The organism is Microbacterium sp., assembly GCF_040394595.1.
In the GTDB taxonomy this organism is placed as follows: domain Bacteria; phylum Actinomycetota; class Actinomycetes; order Actinomycetales; family Microbacteriaceae; genus Microbacterium.
The window spans coordinates 64,388-87,491 of sequence record NZ_JBEBSA010000004.1 but is presented as its reverse complement, the minus strand read 5'-3'; the positions used below and the strand labels follow the sequence as shown (position 1 = coordinate 87,491).

The following is a 23,104-nucleotide window of genomic DNA, read 5'->3' as shown; positions in this document are numbered from 1 at the left end:
TCTCCGCGCATGTGTCGCGCGGCGGGCTCAGAGCAGACCGCGTCTGCGGGCCTCGGCGGCGGCGGCGCTGCGGCTCGAGACGCCCAGCTTCTCCAGCAGATGGACGACGTGCGTCTTCACCGTGGCCTCGGTGATGAACAGGCGCGTCGCGATCTCCCGGTTCGCCGCGCCCGCGTCGACCAGCGCGAGCACCTCGTGCTCCCGCGCGGTGAGCCAGGCCCGGGGCGCCCTCAGCGCTTCGATCAGCCGGTCGTCCCCGGAGGCGAGCACCAGGCCGCCGGCGGCGGCATCCGTGATCGCCCGCGCGATCGTGTCGGTGTCGACCTCCTTCAGCAGGTACCCGGCGGCACCCGCCTCCATCGCGCGCACGATCTGCGCATCGTGGTCGAAGGTCGTGAGGATGACGACGGCGGGGGCATCCGGTCCGGCGCGGAGCGCGGCGGTGACGGCCACCCCGTCGATCCCCTCGCCGAGCCGCAGGTCGCAGAGCACCACGTCGGGCCGCAGCGCGGACGCCGCCTCCAGCGCCTCTTCGCCCGTCGACGCCTCCCCCACGACCTCGAAGCCGCGGCTCTCGATGACGGCGCGCAGTCCGGCGCGCACGATCGGATGGTCGTCGACGAGCAGCACCGTCGCAGTCATGACGTGCCTCCTTCCGCGCCCGCACCGGTGGGGACGGCCGCGACGATCCGCGTCCCTCCGCCCTCGGGCGTCTCCACCAGGAGCTCCCCGCCCAGTTCTCGCATCCGTGAGCGCATCGCGGTCAGCCCGTAGGAGGATCCGCCGCGAACGGCATCCGGGTCGAAGCCGCGTCCGTCGTCGGCGATCGCGATGCGCACCCGTCCTGCACCGCCCTCCAGCCGCACATCGACCTTCGCCGCCCCGGAGTGCTGCCGCACGTTGGCGAGCGCGGACTGCGCGACGCGGAGGAAGGCCACCTCGACCGGGGTCGGCAGCGCGGGGAGCCCCTCCGCGACCCCGAGGGCTGTCTCGATCCCGGTGTCGACGTGCAGCCCGTCCAGCATCCTGCCGAGAGCGCCCTCGAGCGCCGACTCCTCCAGTTCGGAGGGCGCGAGGGCCGCGACGATCCGGCGCAGTTCGACGAGCGACTGCTGGGCGAGCGCGTCGATCTGCGGCATCCGCGCCTCCTGCCCGGTGCGGGCCAGGAGCGACACGGAGCTGAGCTCCTGCGCGATCGTGTCATGCAGGTCCCGCGCGAGGCGCGTGCGCTCCCGCGCGGCCCCCGCCTCGTGCTGGGTGCGCACGAGCTCGTCTTGCAGCTCGGCCGCCTCCTGCTGCGCACGCAGGAGCGAGGCGATGAGCCGCTCGCGTTCCGCCGCATCCCGCAGCAGCGCGTCATAGCCGAGGGAGATCGCGAGGGCGAAGCCGCCGCCGAGGAGCGGACCGGCGATGTGCGCGAATGTCAGCTCCGCCCGGTGCAGCAGCGGGGCGACGATCGCGGCCGCGAGCACGACGGCGGCGAACGGCCAGGACGCCCTCGCACTCAGCAGGTGCCCGGCGAGCAGGAGCACGGGGAAGGACAGCCAGACGAACTCCGGGGAGAGCACGAGCAGCGCGACCCAGAGGGCGGCGAGCCCGAACAGCCACCACCGCGCGGCGGGGCCTCTCGCGAACGCCGCTCCGGCTCCATACCAGGCGAGGAAGGCGCCGGCGCCGATCGTGACCACGAGCAGCGGGGTGCCGTCGGCCGCCGCCCGTATGGAGGTCACCGCCACGAGGAGCACCGTGATGAGGTGCAGGGCGAACCGCGCGGTGCGCAGCATCCGTACGCGATTCGGGGCGGCGACGGTCGGCATATCTCGATTGTCTCCCCTCGCCGCCGCTTCCGCCCGGGCGGATGATCGATCTTTCGATGGATCCGCCGCCCGGGCGGACCGCTGAGGCTGGACTCATGACCGATGCCCCCGCCACCGTCCAGGCGCACCGCTCCGCGCTGCGTCTCCTGCTGACCGCCACCGCCGTGTACACCGTGCTCGGACTCGCCGCCGGTCTGTTCTACCGCGAGTTCACCAAGCTCAACGGCTTCGAGGAGGGCATGCCCGGCCAGCTCGCCGTGTCGCACACCCACATCCTCACGCTGGGCATGATCGTCCCGCTCATCGTCCTGGCGCTCGAGAAGTCGTTCCGCCTCTCGGCGAGCAGGCTGTTCCGCTGGTTCTTCTGGATCTACAACGCCGGGGTCGTGGTGACCACCGCGGTGCTCGTCTGGCACGGCGTGCTGCAGGTGCTGCACGCGGACCCCTCCAAGATGATCGCGGGGGTCGCCGGCGTCGGTCACCTGCTGCTCGGCGCGGGATTCGTCCTGCTCCTGATCGTCCTCGGGAAGGCCGTCGCACGCGCGGAATGAGTCGCGGCGCCGGCGCTCCCCGCGCCGGACGTTCCTCCCGCGACGGCCGCTCAGTCCGAGCCGGGGACTCCGTCCGCGAGCTCGGCTGATCGCGCGGGACCGGCGTCTCCCGGGGCGCCGGCTCCCGGCGGATGCGCGGCGCCCGAAGGGCCTTCGTCCCCGGGCAGACCGACGACCGGATCGGGCAGACCCGCCGTGGCCTGGTCGGCGGCACGGAGACGTCCGCCGGTGGCGGCAAGCCAGCATCCGATCAGCACGATCGGGAAGCCGACCAGCAGCCCGACGGTGACCGGCTCGGACAGGAGGATCGTGCCGAGGGCGATGGCCACGATGGGGTTGATGTACGTGAACAGCGGGGCGCGCACCGGTCCGACCTCGCGGATCAGGGCGAAGAAGCACACGAAGGCCACCGCGGTGCAGACCACGCCGAGCAGCACGAGCGAGACCGTCGAGCGCACGGAGGGCATCTCGTGCTGCGTGAGCAGGGCGGCCGGGAGATAGGCGATGCCGATCGCGAAGAGCGCGAGGGTGATGGTGCCGATCGACGGCACCTCGGAGAGCTTGTAGGCGATGATGAACGGCGCGATCGCGTACAGCAGCGCTGTCAGCAGGATCTCGCCGATCGCCACGACGCTGCTCCCGCCGTGCGGGAAGAGACCGGGACCGGCGACGACGACCGCGACGCCGATGAATCCGAGCACCAGTCCGCCGAGGCGGACGGGGGCCAGCGCCGACCGGTCGCCGCGCATCAGCGCGATGATCACGGCGAAGAGCGGGACCGTCGCGACGAGGAGGCCGGTGAGCCCCGAGGGGAGCTGCGTCTCCGCGTGGCTGAGCAGCAGGAAAGGTCCGGCCATCTCGACGGCCCCGAAGGCGAGCACCCAGGGCCACAGCTTGAGGGCGGGCCTCAGCGCTCCGCTCCGGATCGCGAACGGCAGCAGCACGAGGCCGCCGAGGAGCGTACGCCCCGCGACGACCGCCGGCGGCGTGAACGACCCGACCGCCTCCTTGATGAAGAGGTAGGTGATGCCCCACACGAACGCCATGACGGCGAAGAGGATCCAGCCCCGGCGCGTGAATACCGGATGCGCGTTCACAGGCGGCGCCGGCCCTCGAATGCCCGGCCGAGCGTGACCTCGTCGGCGTACTCGAGGTCGCCGCCGACGGGGAGGCCGGAGGCGAGGCGCGACACGGTGATCTCCATCGTGGTGAGCAGCCGGCTCAGATAGCTGGCCGTCGCCTCGCCCTCGAGGTTGGGGTTGGTCGCGAGGATGACCTCCTGCACCGTGCCGTCGGCGAGGCGAGTCATCAGCTGGGCGATCCGCAGGTCGTCCGGTCCGATGCCGGCGATCGGGCTGATCGCGCCGCCGAGCACGTGGTAGAGGCCGCGGAACTCACGGGTGCGCTCGATCGCCGCGACGTCCTTTGCATCCTCCACGACGCAGATCAGCTCCGCGTTGCGGCGCGGGTCACGGCAGATCGCGCAGCGGTCCTGCTCGGACACGTTGCCGCAGATCTCGCAGAAGCGCACGCGTGCGCGCACCTCGGTCAGCAGCTCCGACAGCCGCGCCACGTCGAAGCTCGGCGTCTGCAGGATGTGGAACGCGATGCGCTGCGCGGACTTCGGCCCGATGCCGGGTAGGCGTCCGAACTCGTCGATCAGCTCTTGGACGATTCCGTCGTACATCAGGAGAACCTCGTGGTCGGCTCGTAGGGCTCTTCGCGCACGAACGTGGCGCCGAGCACCTGACGGACGACGGCCTCGCCGTAGCGCTGCACGCCGTCGGGGGCGGCGGAGCGCGCGGTCACCACGGGCGTGCGCTCCTCGACGCGCGACGCGGACGCCGGCGCAGCAGGCTCCTGCGCCGCGGGGCGGGCCGGCGGTGCGGAGGGTGCATCGTACGGAGGATCGTAGGGGGGCTCGTCCTCGTCCGGCGCCTCGTCGTCGCCCGGAAGAGGGGGCTCGTCGCGGTCGACCATGCCGTCGACCGGCGGGACGGGCGCCGAGGCCGCGGACTCGACCTCGGCGGGCTCCTCGTCCACCGCGAACTGCGGCTGCACGACCTCGTCGTCCGATGTCGGGATCGGGGCCACCGCCCACTCCGTGACCGGGGCGGCGGAGGGGCGCACCGCGGCGGCACGGGGAGCGGATGCGCCACCGGGCGCCGAGGCGGGGTCGGAGGCCGAGGCGGAGCCGGAGGAGGGCGCGGGCTGATCCCCGCCCGGCGAGGTCACCCCGGGGGTCGCCCAGCCTGACGCGGGTGCGTCGTCCTCCGCGCGGCCGCCGCCCGAGGGGCCGCTGCGGGGCGCACGCGGGGCGCCACCTCCTCCGCCGGAGCCTCCGCCTGGGGGCAGCGGGGCCGGACGGTACTTCACCTTCACGCCGAGTTCCTGCTCGATCGCGGAGCGCAGGTGATCGGAGGGACCGGCGCCCGGGGTCGTGCCCTTGAACTTGGCGACGTCCGTCTGCACCGCGAACCCGAGGGTCAGCACCGAGTCGTCGTAGGCGAGCGGCTGCACCCCCGTGACGACCAGCCACGAGGAGCGGCTGAGACCGGCCAGCCGGTCGAGCACCGCCGACCAGGAGGCGACGATCCGCTCGAGCGTGACCGGGCCGGACGGCGCGGACTGCTCGGCGGCTGCGACCGGAGCGGACTCGTTCCCCTCCACCGGCGCGACGGCCGGAGAGGCAGCCGACGCCGAAGCCGCTTCGACGACAGCAGCTTCGGCGACAGGGGGCTCAGGAGCGGGGCGCTCGGGGGCGGTCGCCGCGGCGTCAGCGACCGGCGAGTCGTCAGACGCCACCGGGACGTCGCCGGCCGGGACGCCGACCGCAGGAGCCGGAGCCGCCGCCGGAGCGGAGGCGGCCGGACGCGCCGAAGCGGGAGCCGGTGAGGAAGCCGCGGGAGCAGCCGGAGCGGGCACCGCCGAGCGCGTCGCCGGAGCCTCTCCGCCCTGCCCCGCCGAGGCGCCGGCGAGGACGCGGGCGACCATCAGCTCGAGGTGCAGACGCGGGGAGGTCGCACCGCTCATGTCGTCGAGGGCCTGGCTGACCAGATCCGCCGTGCGGGAGAGCCGCGCGGAGCCGAACGACGACGCCTGTGCGCGCATCCGCTGCAGCTCGTCGTCGGGGATGCCGCGCAGCACCGCGGTCGCGCCGTCACCGACCGCGGCGATCACGATCAGATCGCGCAGCCGCTCGAGCAGGTCGTCGACGAAGCGGCGCGGATCCTGTCCGGTCTGCACCACACGGTCGACCGCGGGGAACGCGGCCGCGGCGTCGCCCGCGGCGAGCGCATCCACGATCTCGTCGAGCAGCGCGGCGTGGGTGTAGCCGAGCAGCGCCACCGCGCGCTCATAGGTCACGTTGCCACCGTCTGAGCCGGCGATGAGCTGGTCGAGGAGCGACAGCGTGTCCCGGGGTGATCCGCCGCCCGCACGTACGGCGAGGGGCAGCACGCCCTGCTCGACCTGCACGCCCTCCTCGCCGCAGAGCTTCTCGACGTACTCGAGCATCGCGGCCGGGGGGACCAGGCGGAAGGGGTAGTGGTGCGTGCGCGAGCGGATGGTGCCGAGCACCTTCTCGGGCTCGGTCGTCGCGAAGATGAACTTCACGTGCGCCGGAGGCTCCTCGACGAGCTTGAGCAGGGCGTTGAAGCCCTGCGGCGTCACCATGTGCGCCTCGTCGAGGATGAAGATCTTGAACCGGTCGCGACTCGGGGCGAAGGTAGCGCGCTCCCGCAGATCGCGAGCGTCGTCGACCCCGTTGTGGCTCGCCGCGTCGATCTCGACGACGTCGAGCGAGCCGCCCCCGGAGCGGGAGAGCTCCACGCAGCTGGGGCACACGCCGCAGGGCACGTCGGTCGGCCCCTCGGCGCAGTTCAGACAGCGCGCGAGGATACGGGCGGAGGTGGTCTTGCCGCAGCCGCGGGGGCCGGAGAACAGATAGGCGTGCCCCACCCGATCGCCGCGCAGAGCGGTCATGAGCGGCTCGGTCACCTGGGACTGCCCGATCATCTCCCCGAAGTTCTCGGGCCGGTAGCGGCGGTAGAGGGCTGTGGTCACCAGAACAGCCTACGGCGTGCCGCCGACACTGCGGCGGTCCCGGTCACCGCACCCCTCCTCCCCCGCGGAGCACGCCTCTCCGAAGGAGGAGGGCGAGGGGCGTCCCGACCGGGCGCCCCTCGCGATCGGGCTACTCGCCCGCATCCATGACCGGGATCGACGACGTCACCGGCACCGTCGGCGACATCAGGGTGCCGTCGTCGCGGCGGGCGTCGGCGAACTGACGCAGCGTCGGCCGTCCCGGGCGCACCGGCCCCTGGTCGGCGAGCGCGACCACCGCGTCGGCGCCGACCGCGGCGGTGAACGCCTCGCCGCGCACCGTGAACGACACCGGGTCGCCGGAGCGCACCTGCACGGTCAGCTCGTCGCGCCGCACCGTGACCTGCAGCTGCGATCCGTGCCACTGCAGCGGGTACGACAGCGAGGGCCAGTCGGAGGGCAGCCGCGGGTCGAAGCTCAGCTCGCCGGCATAGTCGCGCATGCCGCCGAAGCCGCACACGAGGGCCGTCCACACCCCGCCGGCCGACGCCACGTGCACGCCGTCCGCCGCGTTGTGGTGCAGATCGCGCAGGTCGACGTTGATCGCCTGCTCGAAGTACTCCTGGGCGAGGTCCTGATAGCCCACCTCGGCGGCGAGGATCGACTGCACGACCGCGGAGAGTGTGGAGTCGCCGGTCGTCAGCGGGTCGTAGTAGTCGAAGTCGGCGAGCTTGTCCTCGGCCGTGAAGTGATTGCCCTGCAGGAAGAGCGCGAGCACCACGTCGGCCTGCTTGAGCACCTGGAACCGGTAGATCACCAGCGGGTGGAAGTTCAGCAGCAGCGGGCGCTGCTCCGCCGGGGTGTTCGCCAGATCCCACACCTCACGCTCGAGGAACAGCGAGTCCTGCGGATGGATGCCGAGCCCGTCGCTGAACGGGATGTGCATCCGCTCGGCGGCGCGGTCCCAGGCGTCCGGCTCCCCCGCATCCAGCCCGGTGCGCTCGACCAGACCGGCGTAGGCCACCGGATCGGACGCCTCGATCTCCCGGACGATCCGCGCCGCGAAGCGCAGGTTGTAGCGGGCCATGACGTTCGTGAACAGGTTGTCGTTGACGACCGTGGTGTACTCGTCCGGGCCGGTGACCCCGTGGATGTGGAAGGTGGCGTCGCCGTTCTTACCGCGCCAGAAGCCGAGCGTCGCCCACAGGCGCGCGGTCTCCACGGCGATGTCGGCCGCCTCCGAGCGCAGGAACTCCTCGTCGCCGGTGGCGTGCACGTACTTGCCGAGCGCATAGCTCACGTCGGCGTTGATGTGGTACTGCGCGGTCCCGGCGGCATAGTAGGCCGATGCCTCCTCGCCGTTGATCGTGCGCCACGGGAACAGCGCCCCGGCCTCGTTCAGCTGAGCCGCACGGCGGCGCGCCGCCGGCAGCATGAGCACGCGGGCGCGCAGCGCGTTGCGCGCCCAGAGCGGCGACGTGTAGGTAAGGAACGGCAGGACGTAGATCTCGGTGTCCCAGAAGTAGTGACCGCTGTACCCGGAGCCGGTGAGCCCCTTCGCGGGGACCCCGTTGCCGTCGGCGCGCGCCGCGGCCTGGGCCAGCTGGAACAGGCACCAGCGGGTGGCCTGCTGCAGGTCGTCGCGTCCCTCGATGCGCACGTCGCTGCGCTCCCAGAACGCGTCGAGCCAGGCGCGCTGCGTGCGGAACAGCGCCTCCACGCCCTCGACGCCCGCGCGGTCGAGCGTGCGGCGGCAGCGATCCACCAGCTCACGCGGCGGCACTCCCCGAGAGGAGTGATAGCTGACGAGCTTCGTGATGCGGATCGGCACACCGGCCTTCGCCTGCACGCGGAAGACGTTCTTCGCGATGTCCGGCTCGATCAGGGTGCGCGCGCTGTACTCGTTCTCCGTCTCGACGACGTGGTCGGCGACGACTGCGAGAGTCATCCCGGAGTCGCTGACGCGGTAGGAGAGGGTCGAGCGCAGGCCGTCCTGCCAGTACTCGGCCGGCTGGAGCACCCGCTCGAGGATCTTCTCGGCCTTGCGGGGATCGAATCCCGCCGTCTTCTGCGCCGCCTCGGGAGTGCCCGTGTAGACCGTCCCGCCGTCCTGCCTGTTCAGCAGCTGGCTGCTGATCGTGACCGGGGCGTCGGCGTTCTCGACGACGACGTCCAGGCGCAGCACCGCCAGGTGCCGCTCGTCGAAGCTGACCATCCGTTCGTCGCGCAGGCGCACCCTCTTGCCCGAGGGCGTGACCCAGAGCACGGTGCGCTCCAGCACTCCGGTGCGCATGTCGAGCACCCGCGAGTACTCGCGCACGTCCGCCTCGTCGAAGGACAGCGGCTCGTCGTCGACGTAGATCCGCATGATCTTCGCGTCCGGGGCGTTGACGATCGTCTGCCCGACCTCGGCGAAGCCGTAGGCCTGCTCGGCGTGGCGGATCGGCCAGGTCTCGTGGAGCCCGTTGATGAACGTGCCGTGCTCGTGCGCGCCGCGGCCCTCGATGTGATTGCCGCGCAGGCCGAGGTAGCCGTTTCCGATCGCGAACAGCGTCTCGGAGACGCCGCCCTCGTCGTAGCGGCTCTCGGTGAGGCGCCAGGTGTCAGCGGGGTGGCGGTCGATCATTCGGTCTCCGTGGTGAGGGGTGGGACGAGGCGGGCGAGGTCGTCGACGATCGCGGTGGCGCCGGCGGCGCGCAGGGCGTCCGTGCCGGCGCCGCGGTCGACGCCGATCACGTCGCGGTAGCCGGCGGCCGCGGCCGAGGCGACGCCGGAGGTGGCGTCCTCGACCGCGGCGCTCGAGGCGGGGTCGACGCCGAGGCGCTCGGCGCCTGCGCGGAACATGTCGGCGGCGGGTTTGGAGGCGAGCCCCTCGCGCTCGGCGACGAGGCCGTCGACCACCACGGCGAAGAAGTCGCGGATGCCGGCGCCGGCGAGCACCTCGCCGGCGTTCTTGGAGCTGGAGACCACTCCCATCGGCACGCCCTCCCGGCGCAGCGCCTCGATCAGGGCGAGGGATCCGGGATAGGGCGCGATGCCCTCGGCGCGCAGCGTCTCGGCGAACGCCGCGTTCTTGCGGTTGCCGATGCCGCACACGGTGTCCGCCTCGGGCGGGTCGTCGACCTCGCCCCAGGGGATCTCCACGTTGCGGCTGCGCAGCAGGCTCGCCACGCCGTCGTAGCGCTTCTTCCCGTCGACGTAGGCGAAGTAGTCGGCGTCGGTGTACGCGGGCTCGATGCCCCACTGCCGGAAGACGTCGTCGAAGACGGCCTGCCAGGCGCGCATGTGCACCTCGGCGGTCGGCGTGAGCACGCCGTCGAGGTCGAAGAGCACGGCGTCGGCGGCACGCAGATCAGGCAGGGATTCGGGCACGGAGCCTCCCAGGTGAGCGGATGGACCGGGACCGTCTCCAGCGTAGTGCGCAGAGGTTGCGCGCCGGAAGCGTGCAGGTGACGACTTGCCGCATCGCCGGGTCGCGTCAGGCGATCCCCGTGCACCCGAGGGTCTGCCGTGCGATCTCGAGCTCCTCGTCGGTCGGCACGACGAGGACCTCGACCCCGGAGCCGTCGGCGGAGATGCGCCGGATGCCGCGTCCGCGGGCCGCGTTGCGCTCCTCGTCGATGCGGATGCCGAGGAACCCGAGGGTCGCGAGCGCGGCCGACCGCACGGGCGCCGCGTTCTCGCCGACGCCGGCGGTGAAGGAGATCACATCGACGCCGCCGAGCTGGGCGATGTAGGCGCCGGCATAGGCGCGCAGACGGTGCGCGTACACGTCGAAGGCGAGGATCGCCGCCTCCTCCCCCGCCTCCCGCCCGGCGAGGACGTCGCGCATGTCGCTGCGCCCGGCGAGGCCGAGGAGCCCGCTGCGCTTGTTGAGCAGATCGTCGAGGTCGTCGATCCCCAGCCCCGCCCGTCGCGCGAGGTGCAGCAGCGCCGCGGGATCGATGTCCCCCGACCTCGTGCCCATGACGAGACCCTCGAGCGGAGTGAGGCCCATCGAGGTCTCCACCGAGCGTCCGCCGTCGATCGCCGCGACCGACGCCCCGTTGCCGAGGTGGAAGACGATCTGACGGAGTGCGCCGAGGTCGCGGCCGAGGAACGCCGCCGCCTGCTCGCTGACGTACTTGTGGCTCGTGCCGTGGAACCCGTAGCGCCGCACGCGGTGGGCGCGGGCGAGCTCGGCGTCGATCGCGTAGGTGTAGGCGGCCGGAGGGAGCGTCTGGTGGAAGGCGGTGTCGAACACGGCGACGTGCGGCACGCCGCCGAAGGCCTCCTCCGCCGCGACGATGCCGGCCAGGTTCGCGGGGTTGTGCAGCGGCGCGAGCACGCTGAGCTCCCCGATCTGGCGCTCGACGTCGGGGGTGATGAGCGTCGGCGCGAAGAACCGGGCTCCGCCGTGCACCACCCGGTGCCCGACGGCGACCGGAGGGCGGGCGTCGAGCGACGGTCCGTGCGCCGCGAACATCTCCCGCATCACCGCGAAGGCCTGCAGATGGTCGGCGATGGGCTGCTCGATCCGGAAGGTCGCGTCGAGCACCGTCGGCGAGGGCCGACCGGGCTCCGCGCGCTGCCGCACGGTGTGCGCGGCGACGCCGTTCTCCTGGCCGATGCGCTCGATGAGACCGACCGCGAGCTCCTCCTCGCGGTCCATGTCCATCAGGCTGTACTTGAGCGAGGACGAGCCGCTGTTGATGACGAGCACGATCCTCATGCGGTCGTCTCCTGCGCCTGGATCGCGGTGATCGCGACGGTGTTCACGATGTCGTCCACGAGCGCGCCGCGGCTGAGGTCGTTGATCGGCTTGTTGAGCCCCTGCAGGACCGGGCCGATCGCCACCGCGCCCGCCGAGCGCTGCACGGCCTTGTAGGTGTTGTTGCCGGTGTTGAGATCGGGGAAGACGAACACCGTCGCCCGGCCGGCGACCGCGGAGTCGGGAAGCTTCGCCCTCGCGACTGCGGCGTCCGCCGCCGCATCGTACTGGATCGGGCCCTCGACGGGGAGACCGGGATCCCGCTCGCGGACGAGGGCCGTCGCCTCGCGCACCTTGTCGACATCGGCACCGGTCCCCGACTCGCCGGTGGAGTAGGAGAGCATCGCGACGCGCGGGTCGATGCCGAACTGCCGTGCGGTCGCCGCCGAGGAGACGGCGATGTCGGCGAGCTGCACCGCGGTGGGGTCGGGGATCACCGCGCAGTCGCCGTACACCAGCACGCGGTCGGCGAGCGCCATCAGGAACACGCTCGAGACGACCTGCACGCCGGGGGCCGTCTTGATGATCTCGAAGGAGGGACGGATGGTGTGCGCGGTGGTGTGCGCGGCGCCGGAGACCATCCCGTCGGCGAGGCCGAGGTGCACCATCATCGTGCCGAAGTACGAGACGTCGGTGACGGTGTCGGCGGCCTGCTGCACGGTCACGCCCTTGTGTGCCCGCAGCCGCGCGTACTCGGCCGCGAAGCGCTGCACGAGCCCCGGGTCGACGGGGCTGAGGATCTGCGCCGCCGAGATGTCGACGCCGAGGGCGCCGGCACGGGCGCGGATCTCGGTCTCGTCTCCCAGGATCGTGAGGTCGGCGACGTCGCGTCCGAGCAGGATCGCCGCCGCCCGGAGGATGCGGTCGTCGTCGCCCTCGGGGAGCACGATGCGCTTGCGGTCGGCCCGGGCGCGCTCGATCAGCCCGTACTCGAACATCAGGGGGGTCACCACGGTCGACTCCGCCAGGCCGAGCTCGATGCTCAGCTCTGTGATGTCGACGTGCGTCTGGAACAGCGCGAGCGCGCGCTCGTACCGCTGCCCGGATGCGGTGCTGAGACGGCCGCGCGCGCCCATGATCCGCGTCGCGGTGTCGAAGGTGCCGAGGTCGGCGGCGACGATCGGCACGGTGGCGGAGAAGCCGTCCAGCAGGGTGACGATCGGCTCCGGCAGCTCGAAGGGGCCGTTGAGCACGATTCCGGCGATGTCCGGGAACGTGCCGGACGCCGCGGCGAGGAGCGTCGCGAGCAGGACCTCGGTGCGGTCCGCCGCGATCACGACGACCGCCCCCTCGGTGAGCCGCGGCAGCACGTTGACCATCGACATCCCCGCGATGACGACGTCGAAGGCCTCGCGATCCAGCAGCGCCGGGTCGCCCTTCACCAGCCGGCCGTCGACCGCCCGGAGGATGCCGCGCATCGAAGGGGCCACCAGTGCGCGATCCTCGGGAAGCGCCCACACCGCGGTGGGATGCGGCTGCACGGCGCGGACCGCGTCGATCGTCGTGTCCAGCGCACCGGGATCGGCGCGGTTGACGACGACGGCGAAGAGCTCGGCCCTCTCATCGGCGAGCTCGGCGAGCGCGAGCGCGGCGAGCTGTCCCACCTCGGCGGGCGTGCGCGCGGTCGTGGTCCCGAGCTGCTCGGCGCGGCGCTGCTGGTCGCGCCCGGAGAGGACGAGCAGCACGGGGGCGCCGAGGTTCGCGGCGATCCGGGCGTTGTAGCCGAGCTCGGCGGGGCTGGCGACGTCGGTGTAGTCGCTGCCGAGGACGACGACCGCATCGCACTGCGCCTCGACCGCCTTGAAGCGGGAGACGATGGTGGACAGCGCCTGCTCGGGATCGACCCGCATGTCGTCGTAGGTGACGCCGACGCAGTCGTCGTAGGCGAGCGGCACACCGTCGTGCGCGAGGAGCAGCTCCAGCACGTCGTCCCGCTCGTCCGCCGACCGGGCGATCGGGCGGAACACCCCGACCCGGGGCGAGACGCGCATGAGGGCGTCGAGCACGCCGACCGCGATCGTGGATTTGCCCGTGTGCCCTTCGGCCGACGTGATGTAGATGCTCCGAGCCACGGTCCCAGCCTAGGCGACCGGTCCCGCGGACGCCCCGCGCCCGGGGCGGGATAGCGGCTCAGGGGGTGACGGCGGGACAGGGTCCGGAGAGCGCGTCGACGACCTCGGCCGCCTCGTGGTGGAACCGTGCGTAGTGCTCCTTGTCGGCGTTGACCTGCACGAGGTTGATCGCGTGGGACGGCTCCATGTCGCGCCAGCCCTTCAGCTTCCCGAGCCGGGCGTAGAACAGCGTCGCCGCGGTCGCCGGGTCCATCCGCTCCGCGACGGATCCCCACCACTTCTGCTGCTGGAAGAGGCCGATGCTGCTGGTGCGGCTGCCGTCGGGGTTGGTGACCCCGGAGGTCTCCCAGTCGCCGTGGCCGATGTTGCGCAGCGAGCTCTCCCCCATCGCCGTCATCACGCCGAGCACCTGGCCGTCGCGGTCGAACCCCAGCCGCCGGGCGGTGAGCATGATCGTCGCAGCGTTCTCGAGCTGCTCACCGCTCCATCCGGAGATGCCCGCGGCCGGGAACGACGCCGGCTGAGCGGCGCAGTACGACTGGTCGCGTTGCAGCGCCGCGAGCGAGAGGAGCCACACCCCGGCGACGGCCGAGACCGAGATCGCGGCGACGATCGCACCGCGGCGCAGCATCCTCCGACTGCTCTCGCGGCGCGCCTTCGCACGTCGGCGCGCCGCCCGCTGTCTCGCGGCCGCGCGTCTCGCCCGCTCCTGCGCGCCGCCGGCGGTCATTCCGGCGCCTTCCGCGAGCGCCCGGCGAGCGCGGCGAGGCCGCCGCCGATCGCCCCGAACAGGTGCGCCTGCCAGCTGATGCCCGGAGCGGCGCCGAAGACCCCGGCGAGCATCGATCCGCCGTAGAGCACGACGACGATGACCGCGATGGCGGCGTAGGCGATCCGGTGCGAGACGCGTCCCGGCACGAAGACGCGCAGCACCACGTAGCCGAAGTAGCCGAACACGAGGACGGACGCCCCGACCGTGATCGTGCCGGGGATGTTGAACAGCCAGGTGCCGACGCCGCCGACCAGCGCTGCGGCGCCGGTGACGATCCAGAACCGGCCGGTGCCCTCGACGGCCACCAGGCAGCCGAGCACGAGGAAGGGCAGGGAGTTCGCGATGAGATGGCCCCACCCGGCGTGCAGCAGAGGTGCGAGCACGAGCCCGGGCGCGCTGGAGAGGTCCCAGGAGCGGATGCCGTACACCGCGAACCGGTCGGGGGTGACGCTGTCGACCAGCTGGATCGCCCACATCAGGGCGAGCAGGGCGAGGGGCGACAGGAACCGGCTGAAGGCCCCTGCGCGCACGGCGGTCGCGGAAGTGGTCACGTCACGATCCTGACAGCACGGCCCCGGAGGACCCTGAGGACGGAGAAGGCCCTCCGCGCACCCGGCAGAGCCCGGTTACCCTTGCTGCGTTTCCGCCCTGGGGGAATTGGCCTGGATGTCGTCACGCGGAGAGCCGAGGACAAGTCTAGCCGACTCCCGGGGCCGGGGCGACGCGGCGGCCTTCCGCCGCGCGATACGCTCGGGGCGATGGACGAGCCCACGACGACGCCGCTGCGGCCGTGGCGCTTCGCCGGCACGCTGCGCACCTATCAGCAGGAGGTGCTCGCCCAGCTCCCCGCCGGCGCCTACGAGCGGATGCACATCGTCGCTCCGCCCGGATCCGGGAAGACCCTGCTGGGACTCCTCCTCGCGGCGCGGGAGGGGCATCGCACGGTGGTGCTCACCCCCACCACCACGATCCGGCGGCAGTGGGCGGAGACCGCCGGCGGGCTGACCGCCGACCCGGCGCAGGTGTCGGAGGACGAGCTCGCCGACCTCACCGTGCTCACGTATCAGCGACTGAGCGTCACCGGCGACTCGCGGCCGTTCGAGGACCTCGCCCGCGCCCTCTGGGAGGAGGAGGTCGCCGCCGACGGCCGCACCGACGCGGAGGCCGCGACCTGGCTCGCCCGCCTCGCGGTCGACAACCCCGCGCGCTACCAGCGGGGCATCGCCGCCCGTGCCCGTCGGGTGCGGCGGCGGTTCGCGCAGCAGCGGCCGGAGCAGCTGGCGCGCGTGCTGCACCCCAACGCCGTGGCGCTGATCGACGCGATCGTGGCGCACGGGGTCCGCACCGTGGTGCTGGACGAGTGCCATCACCTGCTCGATCACTGGGCCCTCGTCGTCGCCTACCTCGCGGCGCGGATGCGGGAGGCCGGCGGCTGCCTGCTGATCGGGCTCACCGCGACGCTCCCCTCCCCCGACGACGCGACCGAGTACGACAACTACGCCGGCCTCCTCGGCGACGTCGACTACGAGGTCCCCACTCCGGCCGTGGTCAAGGAGGGGCATCTCGCGCCCTACAGCGACCACGTGCGCTTCACGGCGCCCACGCCGCAGGAGGCGGCGTTCATCCGGCGGCACGAGCGGCTGCTGCACGAGCTGATCGCCCAGGTGCTCTCCAGCGTCGACGGCATCCGCTACCTCGAGGGGGTGCTGCTCCCGCCGGACCCCGCCGCCGACCCGGCACCCGTCGACGGCGCCTACGCCACGGCGGACCGCGTCGAGCTGCTCGCGCGGATCGACAGGGCCCTCTCCGCCGACTTCGCCCTCGCGCGGTCGTGCGGCGCCGTGCTCCGGGAGCTCGCCCCGGAGCATCCGCTCGGTCCGCTGCTCCCGCCCGCCCTCTTCGGACGCTGCGCCACCGACGACCTGCTCACCGTGCTCGCCCGGTTCGCACTGACCGTGCTGCTCCCCGATCCGGCAGCGCGACCGCAGTGGGACTATGTGCGCCGCTCGCTCGCCGACTTCGGCTACCACCTCACCGACCGCGGGCTGCGACGCGGGCGCGACGCGATCGAGACGACGCTCGCGACCTCCGCGGCGAAGGACCTCATCGCGGCCGACATCCTCGAGCGCGAGCTCGACGGGCCGGACGGCGACCGGATGCGGGCCGTGGTCGTCACCGACTTCGCCGTGCACGGGAACAGCCGCGGCCTGGCCGACGCCGAGGCCGCCGGGGCGGTGCGCGCCTTCGAGCTGCTGGCGACCCGCCCGCGGCTCGCTCCCCTCCGGCCGGTCCTGGTCACCGCCTCCCTGCTGCGGGTGCGCGTCGCCGACGCCCCGGTCCTCACGGACGAACTCGGCGCACTGCTCGGCGAGCGGATCGAGGCCGTCGACGAGCCGGGGCCGACCGTGGCCCTGCGGACGCCTCCCGGCGACAGCGGGCGCGTGGTCTCCGCCCTGTCCGCGATGATCAGCCGCGGGTCGGTGCGGCTGCTCGTGGGCACCAGGGGCCTGCTCGGCGAGGGCTGGGACTGCCCGGCGGTGAACACGCTGGTCGACCTCACCACCGTCTCGACCTCTGCGGCCACGCAGCAGCTGCGCGGGCGCACGCTCCGCCTCGACCCGCAGTGGCCGGAGAAGGTGGCGCGCAACTGGTCGGTCGCCTGTCTCATCCCGCCCGCGGTGGCCCTCGACGACGAGGCGGAGCCCCGGCGCCTGCAACGCCGCCACGCCCACCTCTGGGGTCTCAGCGCCGACGATCACCGGCGCGTCGTGAGCGGCCTGGCCCAGGCCCTCCCGTCGGCGGCGAGGGAAGAGCTCGATGCGGTGCTCTCCAAACGGCCCGGGGCGTCCCTCGAGCGCCTCGACGAGGTGAGCCGCACGGTCCGCGACCGCGAAGGCGTCCGAGCGGACTGGCGCATCGGCGAGCCCTACGCGCCGCACGAGCGCGAGGGCGTCACCGTCCGGGCCGCCCGACGCACCGCCGTGCGCCTCGCCGGACGACGCCCGCGTATCGGCGCGCTCGGCCCGGGCGCCACGGTGACGATGCTCGCTCTCGTGGGCGGCGGCGCGGCGGCGGGACCCCTGGGGCTGAACCCCGGCGGCGTGATCGCGGCGGCCCTCTGCGCCGGAGCGGCCACCGTGCTGGCGACCGGCGTCCGCCCCGTCGTCGCGGCGCTGCGCGGTCGCACCCACCCGGCGGCCGTCTACCGGGGCGCCGTCCTCGCGATCGGGCGCGCACTGCAGGAGGCCGGGCGGATCGGCGCGTTCGACGAGGACGCGGTGACGGTCGCGGAGGAGCCGCTCCCCGGCGGGGGGATCGACTTCCGGGTCGAGATCGGCGGCGGACAGACCGACAGGCGGGCGGTGGCCGACGCCCTGGACGAGCTGTTCTCCCCCGCGCAGAGCCCGCGCTTCCTGCTCGTCACCGGCCGGGGCTCCCTCGGCGCCGGGAGGCTCGCCGAGCGGGCAGCCGAACGGCTCGCCCCGGGGAGGCTGCTGCTCCCGGTGCCCCGGGCGCTGGGCCGACGACGCGCGGACGCCGAGTCGTTCCGCGACCTGTGGGAGCGGGAGGTCGGACCGTGCGCACTGCACGAGCTGACCGGCCCCGAGGGGCTGCTCCTGCTCCGCGCCGCGCGCAGCGCCGGGGACGCGACGCCCGGTGAGGCCCGCAGCCGGGTCTGGGGCTGACGACGGCGCATCCGGGCCGTCCGCGTCCGCCCTCCCCGGGTTACGATCGAACCACGCGCACCGACGGGCGGAGGGAGCCCCATGCACGATCCGCACGACGCACTCGAGATCACGGCCGACGTCTTCGCCGCACAGACCTCGAGGATCATCGCCTCCGTCGGCGCGGTGATCGACGGGAAGCCCGACGCGGTGCGCAGCGCCCTGGTCTGCCTGCTCGCCGAGGGACACCTGCTCATCGAGGACGTCCCCGGGGTCGGCAAGACGATGCTCGCGCGCGCGCTCGCGGCGAGCGTGGACGCCGACGTGCGGCGCATCCAGTTCACCCCCGATCTGCTCCCCGGCGACGTCACCGGCGTCTCGGTCTACGACCAGGGCGCCCGCGAGTTCTCCTTCAAGCAGGGCGCGATCTTCGCGAACATCGTGATCGCCGACGAGATCAACCGCGCCTCGCCGAAGACCCAGTCCGCGCTGCTCGAGGCGATGGAGGAGGGGCAGGTCACGGTCGACGGCTCGACGCACCCGCTGCCCGACCCCTTCCTGGTCGTCGCCACCCAGAACCCCCTCGAGATGGAGGGCACCTACCCGCTGCCCGAGGCCCAGCGCGACCGGTTCATGATGCGCATCTCGATGGGGTACCCGGACGCCGCGGCCGAGACGCTGATGCTGCGGCAGCGCGACACCGTCAACCCGCTCTCCGCCGTGACCCCGGTCGCCGACGCGGCGATGGTGCGCCGCCTCATCGCCTGGGCGCGCCGCGTGCACGTCGCCGAGGCGATCGAGGCCTATGCGGTCGCCCTCGCCCAGGCCACCCGCGCCGAGCCGAGCCTGCACCTCGGCGCGAGCCCGCGCGCCACCCTTCAGCTCGTCCGGGCCGCGAAGGTGCACGCCGCCCTCGACGGACGCGACTACGTGATCCCGGACGACCTCGCCGATCTCCTGGCTCCGGTCTTCGCCCACCGCCTCCTGCCGGCGCGCGGGGTGCACCGCGCGGGCGCGCAACCGGTCGAGGCGGCGCTCGCGCAGATCCTCGACCGCGTGCCCGTCCCCCTGGCCGCCCGGCTCTGACCATGCGCCGTCGACCGCTCACCTCACGGGGCGTGGCGTGCCTGATCTGCGGCGTCCTGCTGATGGTCGCCGCCAACGTCACGACGGCGGCCATCCTGCTCTACATCGGAGTGCTGCTGCTGGCGCTGCCGCTGATCTCGCTGGTCGTCGTGCACCTCCCCCGGCGCAGCGGCTCGGTGGCCCGCACCATCTCGACCGATCTGCTCACCGTCGGCGAGACCTCGCGGGTGACGGTCCGCTTCGATCTGCGCGCGCTGCGCGTGCCCGACGCGCTCTGGCGCGACGCGCTCCCGCCCTCCGTGAGCGGCGACGCGACCGGCGAGTACGGCCGGGGCACCGCGTCGATGCGCTATCAGGTGACCGGGGTGCGGAGGGGGGTGTCCGCGATCGGCCCGCTGCTGCTGCGCACGGTCGACCCGTTCGGACTCGCCCAGCGGGAGCAGGAGTTCGGCGAGGCGCGCACGATCACCGTGGTGCCGGAGATCGTCGCCCTCGCGCCCCTCGCGGTCAAGGTGGGCGCCGCGGGCGGCAGCGCGCATACGCGTTCCAGCCGCCTCGGACAGGGCAGCGACAACCTCACCCCGCGCCACTACGTGCCCGGCGACTCCATGCGCCGCATCCACTGGCGCGCCACCGCACACCGCGGCGACCTGATGGTGCGCCAGGAGGAGGAGGAAGCGAGCCCCGACGCCCTCGTCGTGCTCGACCGCTCCGGATCGCGGTGGGCGCGCCCGGGCGAGGAGGCCGACCCGGCGTTCGAGGCCGCGGTCTCGCTGTGCGCCTCGGCGGCGATCCGGCTCGTGCAGGACGGCTACAGCGTCGACGTGGTCGACGGCGCCGGCCACCTGATCGGTGCGCTGCGCGGTCACGAGGACGATCGCGACGGGCTGCTCGTCGCCCTCGCCGTGATCGCCCCGCGCGGCGAGGCACGCGACCTCGCCTCGATCGTGGGCGGTGCGCCTCCCGGCCCGCTGGTGTACGTCACCGGGCGGATCGACGAGGCGGATGCCGCAGCCCTCAAGCCCGCGGGCGCGGCCGCGCCGATCCTCTTCGCCGCCGGCGCATCGGAGGAGGCCGTGCGGGCCGCATCCGACGGCGGGTGGCACGCGATGCCACTCTCGCCGGATGCCGACCTCGCCGCCGTCTGGCAGGACGCGCTCCCCGTCGCAGGGCCCCGCCGTGGCTGACGCGCGGACGGACCGGGACCGGCCCCCTAGCGACGACCGCCCGCCGGCGTCGCCCCTCGGCGCGGCTCTGCTGTCGGTCGCCGCGTCCGCGGTGGCCATCTGGCCGTACACGGGCGTGGTCGAGGCCGGCGCCTGGACCGTCACCGCAGGGATGATCGTCGTCGTCATCGCCGCGACCGGGCTCATCGTCCGCGGGGCGGTCCGCGGCCGCGGCAGGCAGCCCCTGTCGCTGCTGTTCCAGGTGCTCGTCGCGATCCCCGCGCTCACCGCCCTGCTCGCGAGCGAGACCGCGCTGCTCGGGCTGATCCCCACGAAGACGACGATCGACCTCGTCGACATCCGACTGTTCCAGGCCTTCCACGAGATCGTCGAGGGCGTCGCACCGATCCCGGCCACCCTCACGATCTCCACGCTGCTCGGCATCGTCTTCACGGTCGTCGCCATCTTCGTCGACCAGCTCGTCTCCCAGCGCCTGATCCTGCTCACGGTGCTGCTCGTCTCGGTCGTCGGCGTCGTGCCGATGATCATCTCGTTCGGCGACGCCAACGTCCCCTGGTTCGTGCTCCTCGCGGTGCTCGTGCTGGTGCTCATGCGCTACGGCTCGCGGCACGACCTCCGCGCGCCCCGCAATGCCTCGCCAGTCGTCGCGGTGGTCGCCGGAGGGGCGGCGGTGGCCATGGCGGTCGTGCTCGCCCCCGTGCTGCCGATCGCCGGTGCGATCCCGGGCAGCGGGCCGGCGATCGTCGTCGACGCCAACCTGCGCCTCGGCGACGACCTGCGCCGGCCCGAGGGCGTGCCCGTGCTCACCCTGGTGACCTCCTCCGCCTCCGCCCCCTACCTCCGCATGGCGACGATGTCCCGCTTCGACGGCGACGTCTGGCGTCCCGATCGGTCAGGTCTCGTCCCGCTGAGCGAGGGCTTCGGCTCGGCGGACTGGGGCGAGGACATCAAGACCGTCAAGGTCGACACGTCGATCCGCGTGGTGGGCATGTCCAGCTCACGGCTTCCGGTGCCCTACGCGCCGGAGAAGGTGTCCGGGGCGACGTCGGGATGGCGGGCGATGCCGGACAACCGCACCGTGATGTCGACCACGCAGGACGCCGCCGGCCAGGACTACACCGTGACGTCGACGCTCGTGCAGCCGACTCGCGAGCAGATCCGCGCCGCGACGGCGGGAGGCGCGGCGCGCGCCGAGGTGCCGAAAGACCTTCCGCCGGTCATCGCCAGGACCGCGGCCGAGGTCACCCGGGGGAAGACCAGCGACTACGACCGGCTGATCGCCCTGCAGGACTGGTTCCGCTCCCAGTTCACCTACTCGCTGGAGACGCCGGTCGAGGACGGGTTCGACGGCACGGGCGCGGAAGCGGTCGCGAAGTTCCTCGAGGTGCGGTCGGGCTACTGCGTGCACTTCGCGGGGGCGTTCGCCCTGATGGCCGACACCCTCGGCATGCCGGTGCGCATCGTGGTGGGCTACCTGCCCGGCACCGCGACCGACCAGAAGCGCGACGGCGACACCGTCTACCAGATCGACAGCGACCAGCTCCACGCCTGGCCGGAGGTGCACTTCGAGGGAATCGGCTGGATCCCTTTCGAGCCGACCGCCACCCTCGGCGTCGCGACCGACTTCGCCGCCGACTCGACCGGGGGAGGGAACGAGGGGACGCCGGAGGCCCCGAAGCCCACCGCCACCGCGACCACGGCACCGACCTCGGCGCCCTCAGCCACGGCGAAGGACCCGGAAGCGGGAGCGGGCGGCGGCGGGAGCCTGCGCGCCGTCGACCCGACCCCGGTGGTCCTCGCCGTCGCCGGCGCGGTCCTCGTGCTCCTGCTGCCGATGCTGGTGCGGCTCGCCGTGCGGCGCCGGCGGATCGGCCGGGCGGGAGACGGCGACGCGGTCGCGGCCTGGCGGGAGATCGAGTCGACGATGATCGACCTCGGGGTCCCGGTGTCCTCCGCAGACTCCGCCCGGGAGGTCGCCGCGGCGCTGATCGCCGACGGACGCGTCGACGCCGGGGAGACGGCACCGATCGTCACCGCGATCGAACGCGCCAGCTACGCCCGCGATGCCGGACGGGGTCCATCGCTCGCGGCGCCGCTGGCCGGTGTCATCCGATCGATGCGCGCCTCGGTCGACAGCCGTTCCCGCACCATGGCGCTCTTCGTGCCGAGGTCGCTGATCCCCCGCCGGAAGGGCTGAGACCGGGGCCCGCGACGGCGCGGGCGTGCTCAGGCGGCGGCGTGCTCCGCGCAGCGCACCGCGACGCAGGCGTCGCAGACCACGAACTGGCGGCGGCAGGACGGGTCGGGACAGTTCGCGGTGCGGCTGGTGGGGGCACCGCATCCGCGGCAGACGCCGATCACCGCGGCGTGGTCGGAGAACTCCACCGATCCGCGCCCGTCGAACACGTAGAGCGACCCCTCCCACAGGCCGTCGTCGCCGTACCTCTCCCCGTAGCGGACGATGCCGCCATCGAGCTGATAGACCTCGCCGAATCCGCGGGCGGTCATCAGGCTGGAGAGCACCTCGCAGCGGATGCCGCCGGTGCAGTAGGTCACCACCGGGCGGCCCTTGAGGTCGTCGTAGGCGCCGGAGTCGAGCAGGCCGACGAAGTCGCGGGTGGTCTCGGTCGCGGGCACGACCGCTCCGGCGAAGCGGCCGATCTCGGCCTCCAGGGCATTGCGCCCGTCGAAGAAGACCACCTCGTCCCCGCGCGCCGCGACCAGGTCGTGCAGCGCCTCCGGCGTGAGGCGCACGCCGCCTCCGACGACGCCGTGCTCGTCGACCTCGAGTTCCCCGGGGGCGCCGAACGAGACGATCTCCGCGCGCACCTTCACGCTGAGCTTCGGGAAGTCGGTGCTGTACCCCCCCGGCGTCCACGCCGGTGCCCTCGCTCCACTTCACATCAGCGTCCGCGAAGGCCGGGTGCTCACGGAACCGCCGCACCCACTTCTTCAGGGCCGGCAGGTCGCCGCCGAGCGTGCCGTTGATCCCCTGCCCGGAGATCAGGATGCGTCCGCGCAGGCGCAGCGACTGCGCGAGGTCCCGCTGCCAGAGGCGGATGGCCTCGGGGTCGGCGAGGGGCGCGAACGCATAGAACAACACGATCTTCGGGGTGGGCACCAGGAGAGTCTATGCACCTCTCCGAGGCCTCCCGTCCCG

General features: G+C 73.2%; 16 protein-coding genes, 1 other RNA gene and 1 pseudogene. 5 read left to right on the top strand and 13 right to left on the bottom strand.

What is annotated here, in order from left to right; translation table 11 throughout:
• Nucleotides 1-27: 27 nt before the first annotated feature.
• Both ABWO84_RS07225 and ABWO84_RS07220 read right to left on the bottom strand, forming a co-directional pair.
• Entirely contained in the window at nt 28-642 is a 615-nt protein-coding gene (locus tag ABWO84_RS07225; protein WP_353113841.1) for a response regulator, read from the bottom strand.
• Nucleotides 639-1,817, bottom strand: a complete 1,179-nt coding sequence (locus tag ABWO84_RS07220; RefSeq protein WP_353113840.1) for a sensor histidine kinase — start codon at nt 1,815-1,817, stop codon at nt 639-641. The genes ABWO84_RS07225 and ABWO84_RS07220 overlap by 4 nt, the downstream gene beginning before the upstream one ends.
• A 95-nt stretch (nt 1,818-1,912) precedes the next feature.
• On the opposite strand from ABWO84_RS07220, the gene ABWO84_RS07215 reads away from it, so the two are divergent.
• Nucleotides 1,913-2,368: a DUF2871 domain-containing protein gene (locus tag ABWO84_RS07215; protein WP_353113839.1), complete on the top strand. Its 456-nt coding sequence runs from the start codon at nt 1,913-1,915 to the stop codon at nt 2,366-2,368.
• 50 nt (nt 2,369-2,418) lie between these two features.
• Here ABWO84_RS07215 and ABWO84_RS07210 read toward each other — a convergent pair whose 3' ends face one another.
• The 10 genes from ABWO84_RS07210 to ffs all read right to left on the bottom strand — a co-directional run bounded on the left by ABWO84_RS07210 (nt 2,419) and on the right by ffs (nt 14,695).
• Entirely contained in the window at nt 2,419-3,465 is a 1,047-nt protein-coding gene (locus ABWO84_RS07210) for a DMT family transporter (RefSeq protein ID WP_353113838.1), read from the bottom strand.
• On the bottom strand, nt 3,462-4,055 hold the full coding sequence (gene recR / locus ABWO84_RS07205) for a recombination mediator RecR (protein ID WP_353113837.1): 594 nt from the start codon (nt 4,053-4,055) through the stop codon (nt 3,462-3,464). The genes ABWO84_RS07210 and recR overlap by 4 nt, the downstream gene beginning before the upstream one ends.
• Nucleotides 4,055-6,433, bottom strand: a complete 2,379-nt coding sequence (locus ABWO84_RS07200; RefSeq protein WP_353113836.1) for a DNA polymerase III subunit gamma and tau — start codon at nt 6,431-6,433, stop codon at nt 4,055-4,057. The genes recR and ABWO84_RS07200 overlap by 1 nt, the downstream gene beginning before the upstream one ends.
• Nucleotides 6,434-6,563: 130 nt before the next feature.
• A complete protein-coding gene (locus ABWO84_RS07195) occupies nt 6,564-9,038 on the bottom strand; it encodes a glycoside hydrolase family 65 protein (RefSeq protein ID WP_353113835.1) in 2,475 nt (824 codons plus the stop codon).
• On the bottom strand, nt 9,035-9,784 hold the full coding sequence (locus ABWO84_RS07190) for an HAD-IA family hydrolase (RefSeq protein ID WP_353113834.1): 750 nt from the start codon (nt 9,782-9,784) through the stop codon (nt 9,035-9,037). Before ABWO84_RS07190 ends, ABWO84_RS07195 begins: the two co-directional genes overlap by 4 nt.
• Nucleotides 9,785-9,890: 106 nt before the next feature.
• On the bottom strand, nt 9,891-11,123 hold the full coding sequence (locus ABWO84_RS07185; protein ID WP_353113833.1) for an acetate/propionate family kinase: 1,233 nt from the start codon (nt 11,121-11,123) through the stop codon (nt 9,891-9,893).
• Entirely contained in the window at nt 11,120-13,234 is a 2,115-nt protein-coding gene (gene pta, locus ABWO84_RS07180; protein WP_353113832.1) for a phosphate acetyltransferase, read from the bottom strand. Before pta ends, ABWO84_RS07185 begins: the two co-directional genes overlap by 4 nt.
• Nucleotides 13,235-13,292: 58 nt before the next feature.
• Nucleotides 13,293-13,964, bottom strand: coding sequence for a hypothetical protein (locus ABWO84_RS07175; protein WP_353113831.1), 672 nt, complete (start codon nt 13,962-13,964; stop codon nt 13,293-13,295).
• Nucleotides 13,961-14,557: a rhomboid family intramembrane serine protease gene (locus ABWO84_RS07170; protein ID WP_353113830.1), complete on the bottom strand. Its 597-nt coding sequence runs from the start codon at nt 14,555-14,557 to the stop codon at nt 13,961-13,963. Before ABWO84_RS07170 ends, ABWO84_RS07175 begins: the two co-directional genes overlap by 4 nt.
• 41 nt (nt 14,558-14,598) lie before the next feature.
• Nucleotides 14,599-14,695: signal recognition particle sRNA small type (gene ffs, locus ABWO84_RS07165), an RNA gene on the bottom strand.
• A 69-nt stretch (nt 14,696-14,764) separates the two neighbouring features.
• Between ffs and ABWO84_RS07160 the strand changes: the two genes are divergently transcribed.
• The 4 genes from ABWO84_RS07160 (at nt 14,765) to ABWO84_RS07145 (ending at nt 22,141) form a co-directional block, all read left to right on the top strand.
• Nucleotides 14,765-17,692, top strand: a complete 2,928-nt coding sequence (locus ABWO84_RS07160) for a DEAD/DEAH box helicase family protein (RefSeq protein ID WP_353113829.1) — start codon at nt 14,765-14,767, stop codon at nt 17,690-17,692.
• 81 nt (nt 17,693-17,773) lie between these two features.
• Nucleotides 17,774-18,757: an AAA family ATPase gene (locus ABWO84_RS07155; RefSeq protein WP_353113828.1), complete on the top strand. Its 984-nt coding sequence runs from the start codon at nt 17,774-17,776 to the stop codon at nt 18,755-18,757.
• Nucleotides 18,758-18,759: 2 nt separating this feature from the next.
• Nucleotides 18,760-19,944, top strand: a complete 1,185-nt coding sequence (locus ABWO84_RS07150) for a DUF58 domain-containing protein (RefSeq protein ID WP_353113827.1) — start codon at nt 18,760-18,762, stop codon at nt 19,942-19,944.
• A complete protein-coding gene (locus ABWO84_RS07145) occupies nt 19,937-22,141 on the top strand; it encodes a transglutaminase TgpA family protein (RefSeq protein ID WP_353113826.1) in 2,205 nt (734 codons plus the stop codon). The genes ABWO84_RS07150 and ABWO84_RS07145 overlap by 8 nt, the downstream gene beginning before the upstream one ends.
• Nucleotides 22,142-22,170: 29 nt before the next feature.
• Here ABWO84_RS07145 and trhO read toward each other — a convergent pair.
• A pseudogene (gene trhO, locus ABWO84_RS07140) lies at nt 22,171-23,065 on the bottom strand (oxygen-dependent tRNA uridine(34) hydroxylase TrhO).
• Nucleotides 23,066-23,104 lie beyond the last annotated feature (39 nt).

What these genes read in the sequence shown, in the direction of transcription:
- ABWO84_RS07225 (WP_353113841.1), bottom strand. Translation starts at nt 642, where the DNA reads ATGACTGCGACGGTGCTGCTCGTCGACGACCATCCGATCGTGCGCGCC.
- ABWO84_RS07220 (WP_353113840.1), bottom strand. Translation starts at nt 1,817, where the DNA reads ATGCCGACCGTCGCCGCCCCGAATCGCGTACGGATGCTGCGCACCGCG.
- ABWO84_RS07215 (WP_353113839.1), top strand. Translation starts at nt 1,913, where the DNA reads ATGACCGATGCCCCCGCCACCGTCCAGGCGCACCGCTCCGCGCTGCGT.
- recR (WP_353113837.1), bottom strand. Translation starts at nt 4,055, where the DNA reads ATGTACGACGGAATCGTCCAAGAGCTGATCGACGAGTTCGGACGCCTA.
- ABWO84_RS07195 (WP_353113835.1), bottom strand. Translation starts at nt 9,038, where the DNA reads ATGATCGACCGCCACCCCGCTGACACCTGGCGCCTCACCGAGAGCCGC.
- ABWO84_RS07185 (WP_353113833.1), bottom strand. Translation starts at nt 11,123, where the DNA reads ATGAGGATCGTGCTCGTCATCAACAGCGGCTCGTCCTCGCTCAAGTAC.
- ABWO84_RS07175 (WP_353113831.1), bottom strand. Translation starts at nt 13,964, where the DNA reads ATGACCGCCGGCGGCGCGCAGGAGCGGGCGAGACGCGCGGCCGCGAGA.
- ABWO84_RS07160 (WP_353113829.1), top strand. Translation starts at nt 14,765, where the DNA reads ATGGACGAGCCCACGACGACGCCGCTGCGGCCGTGGCGCTTCGCCGGC.
- ABWO84_RS07155 (WP_353113828.1), top strand. Translation starts at nt 17,774, where the DNA reads ATGCACGATCCGCACGACGCACTCGAGATCACGGCCGACGTCTTCGCC.
- ABWO84_RS07150 (WP_353113827.1), top strand. Translation starts at nt 18,760, where the DNA reads ATGCGCCGTCGACCGCTCACCTCACGGGGCGTGGCGTGCCTGATCTGC.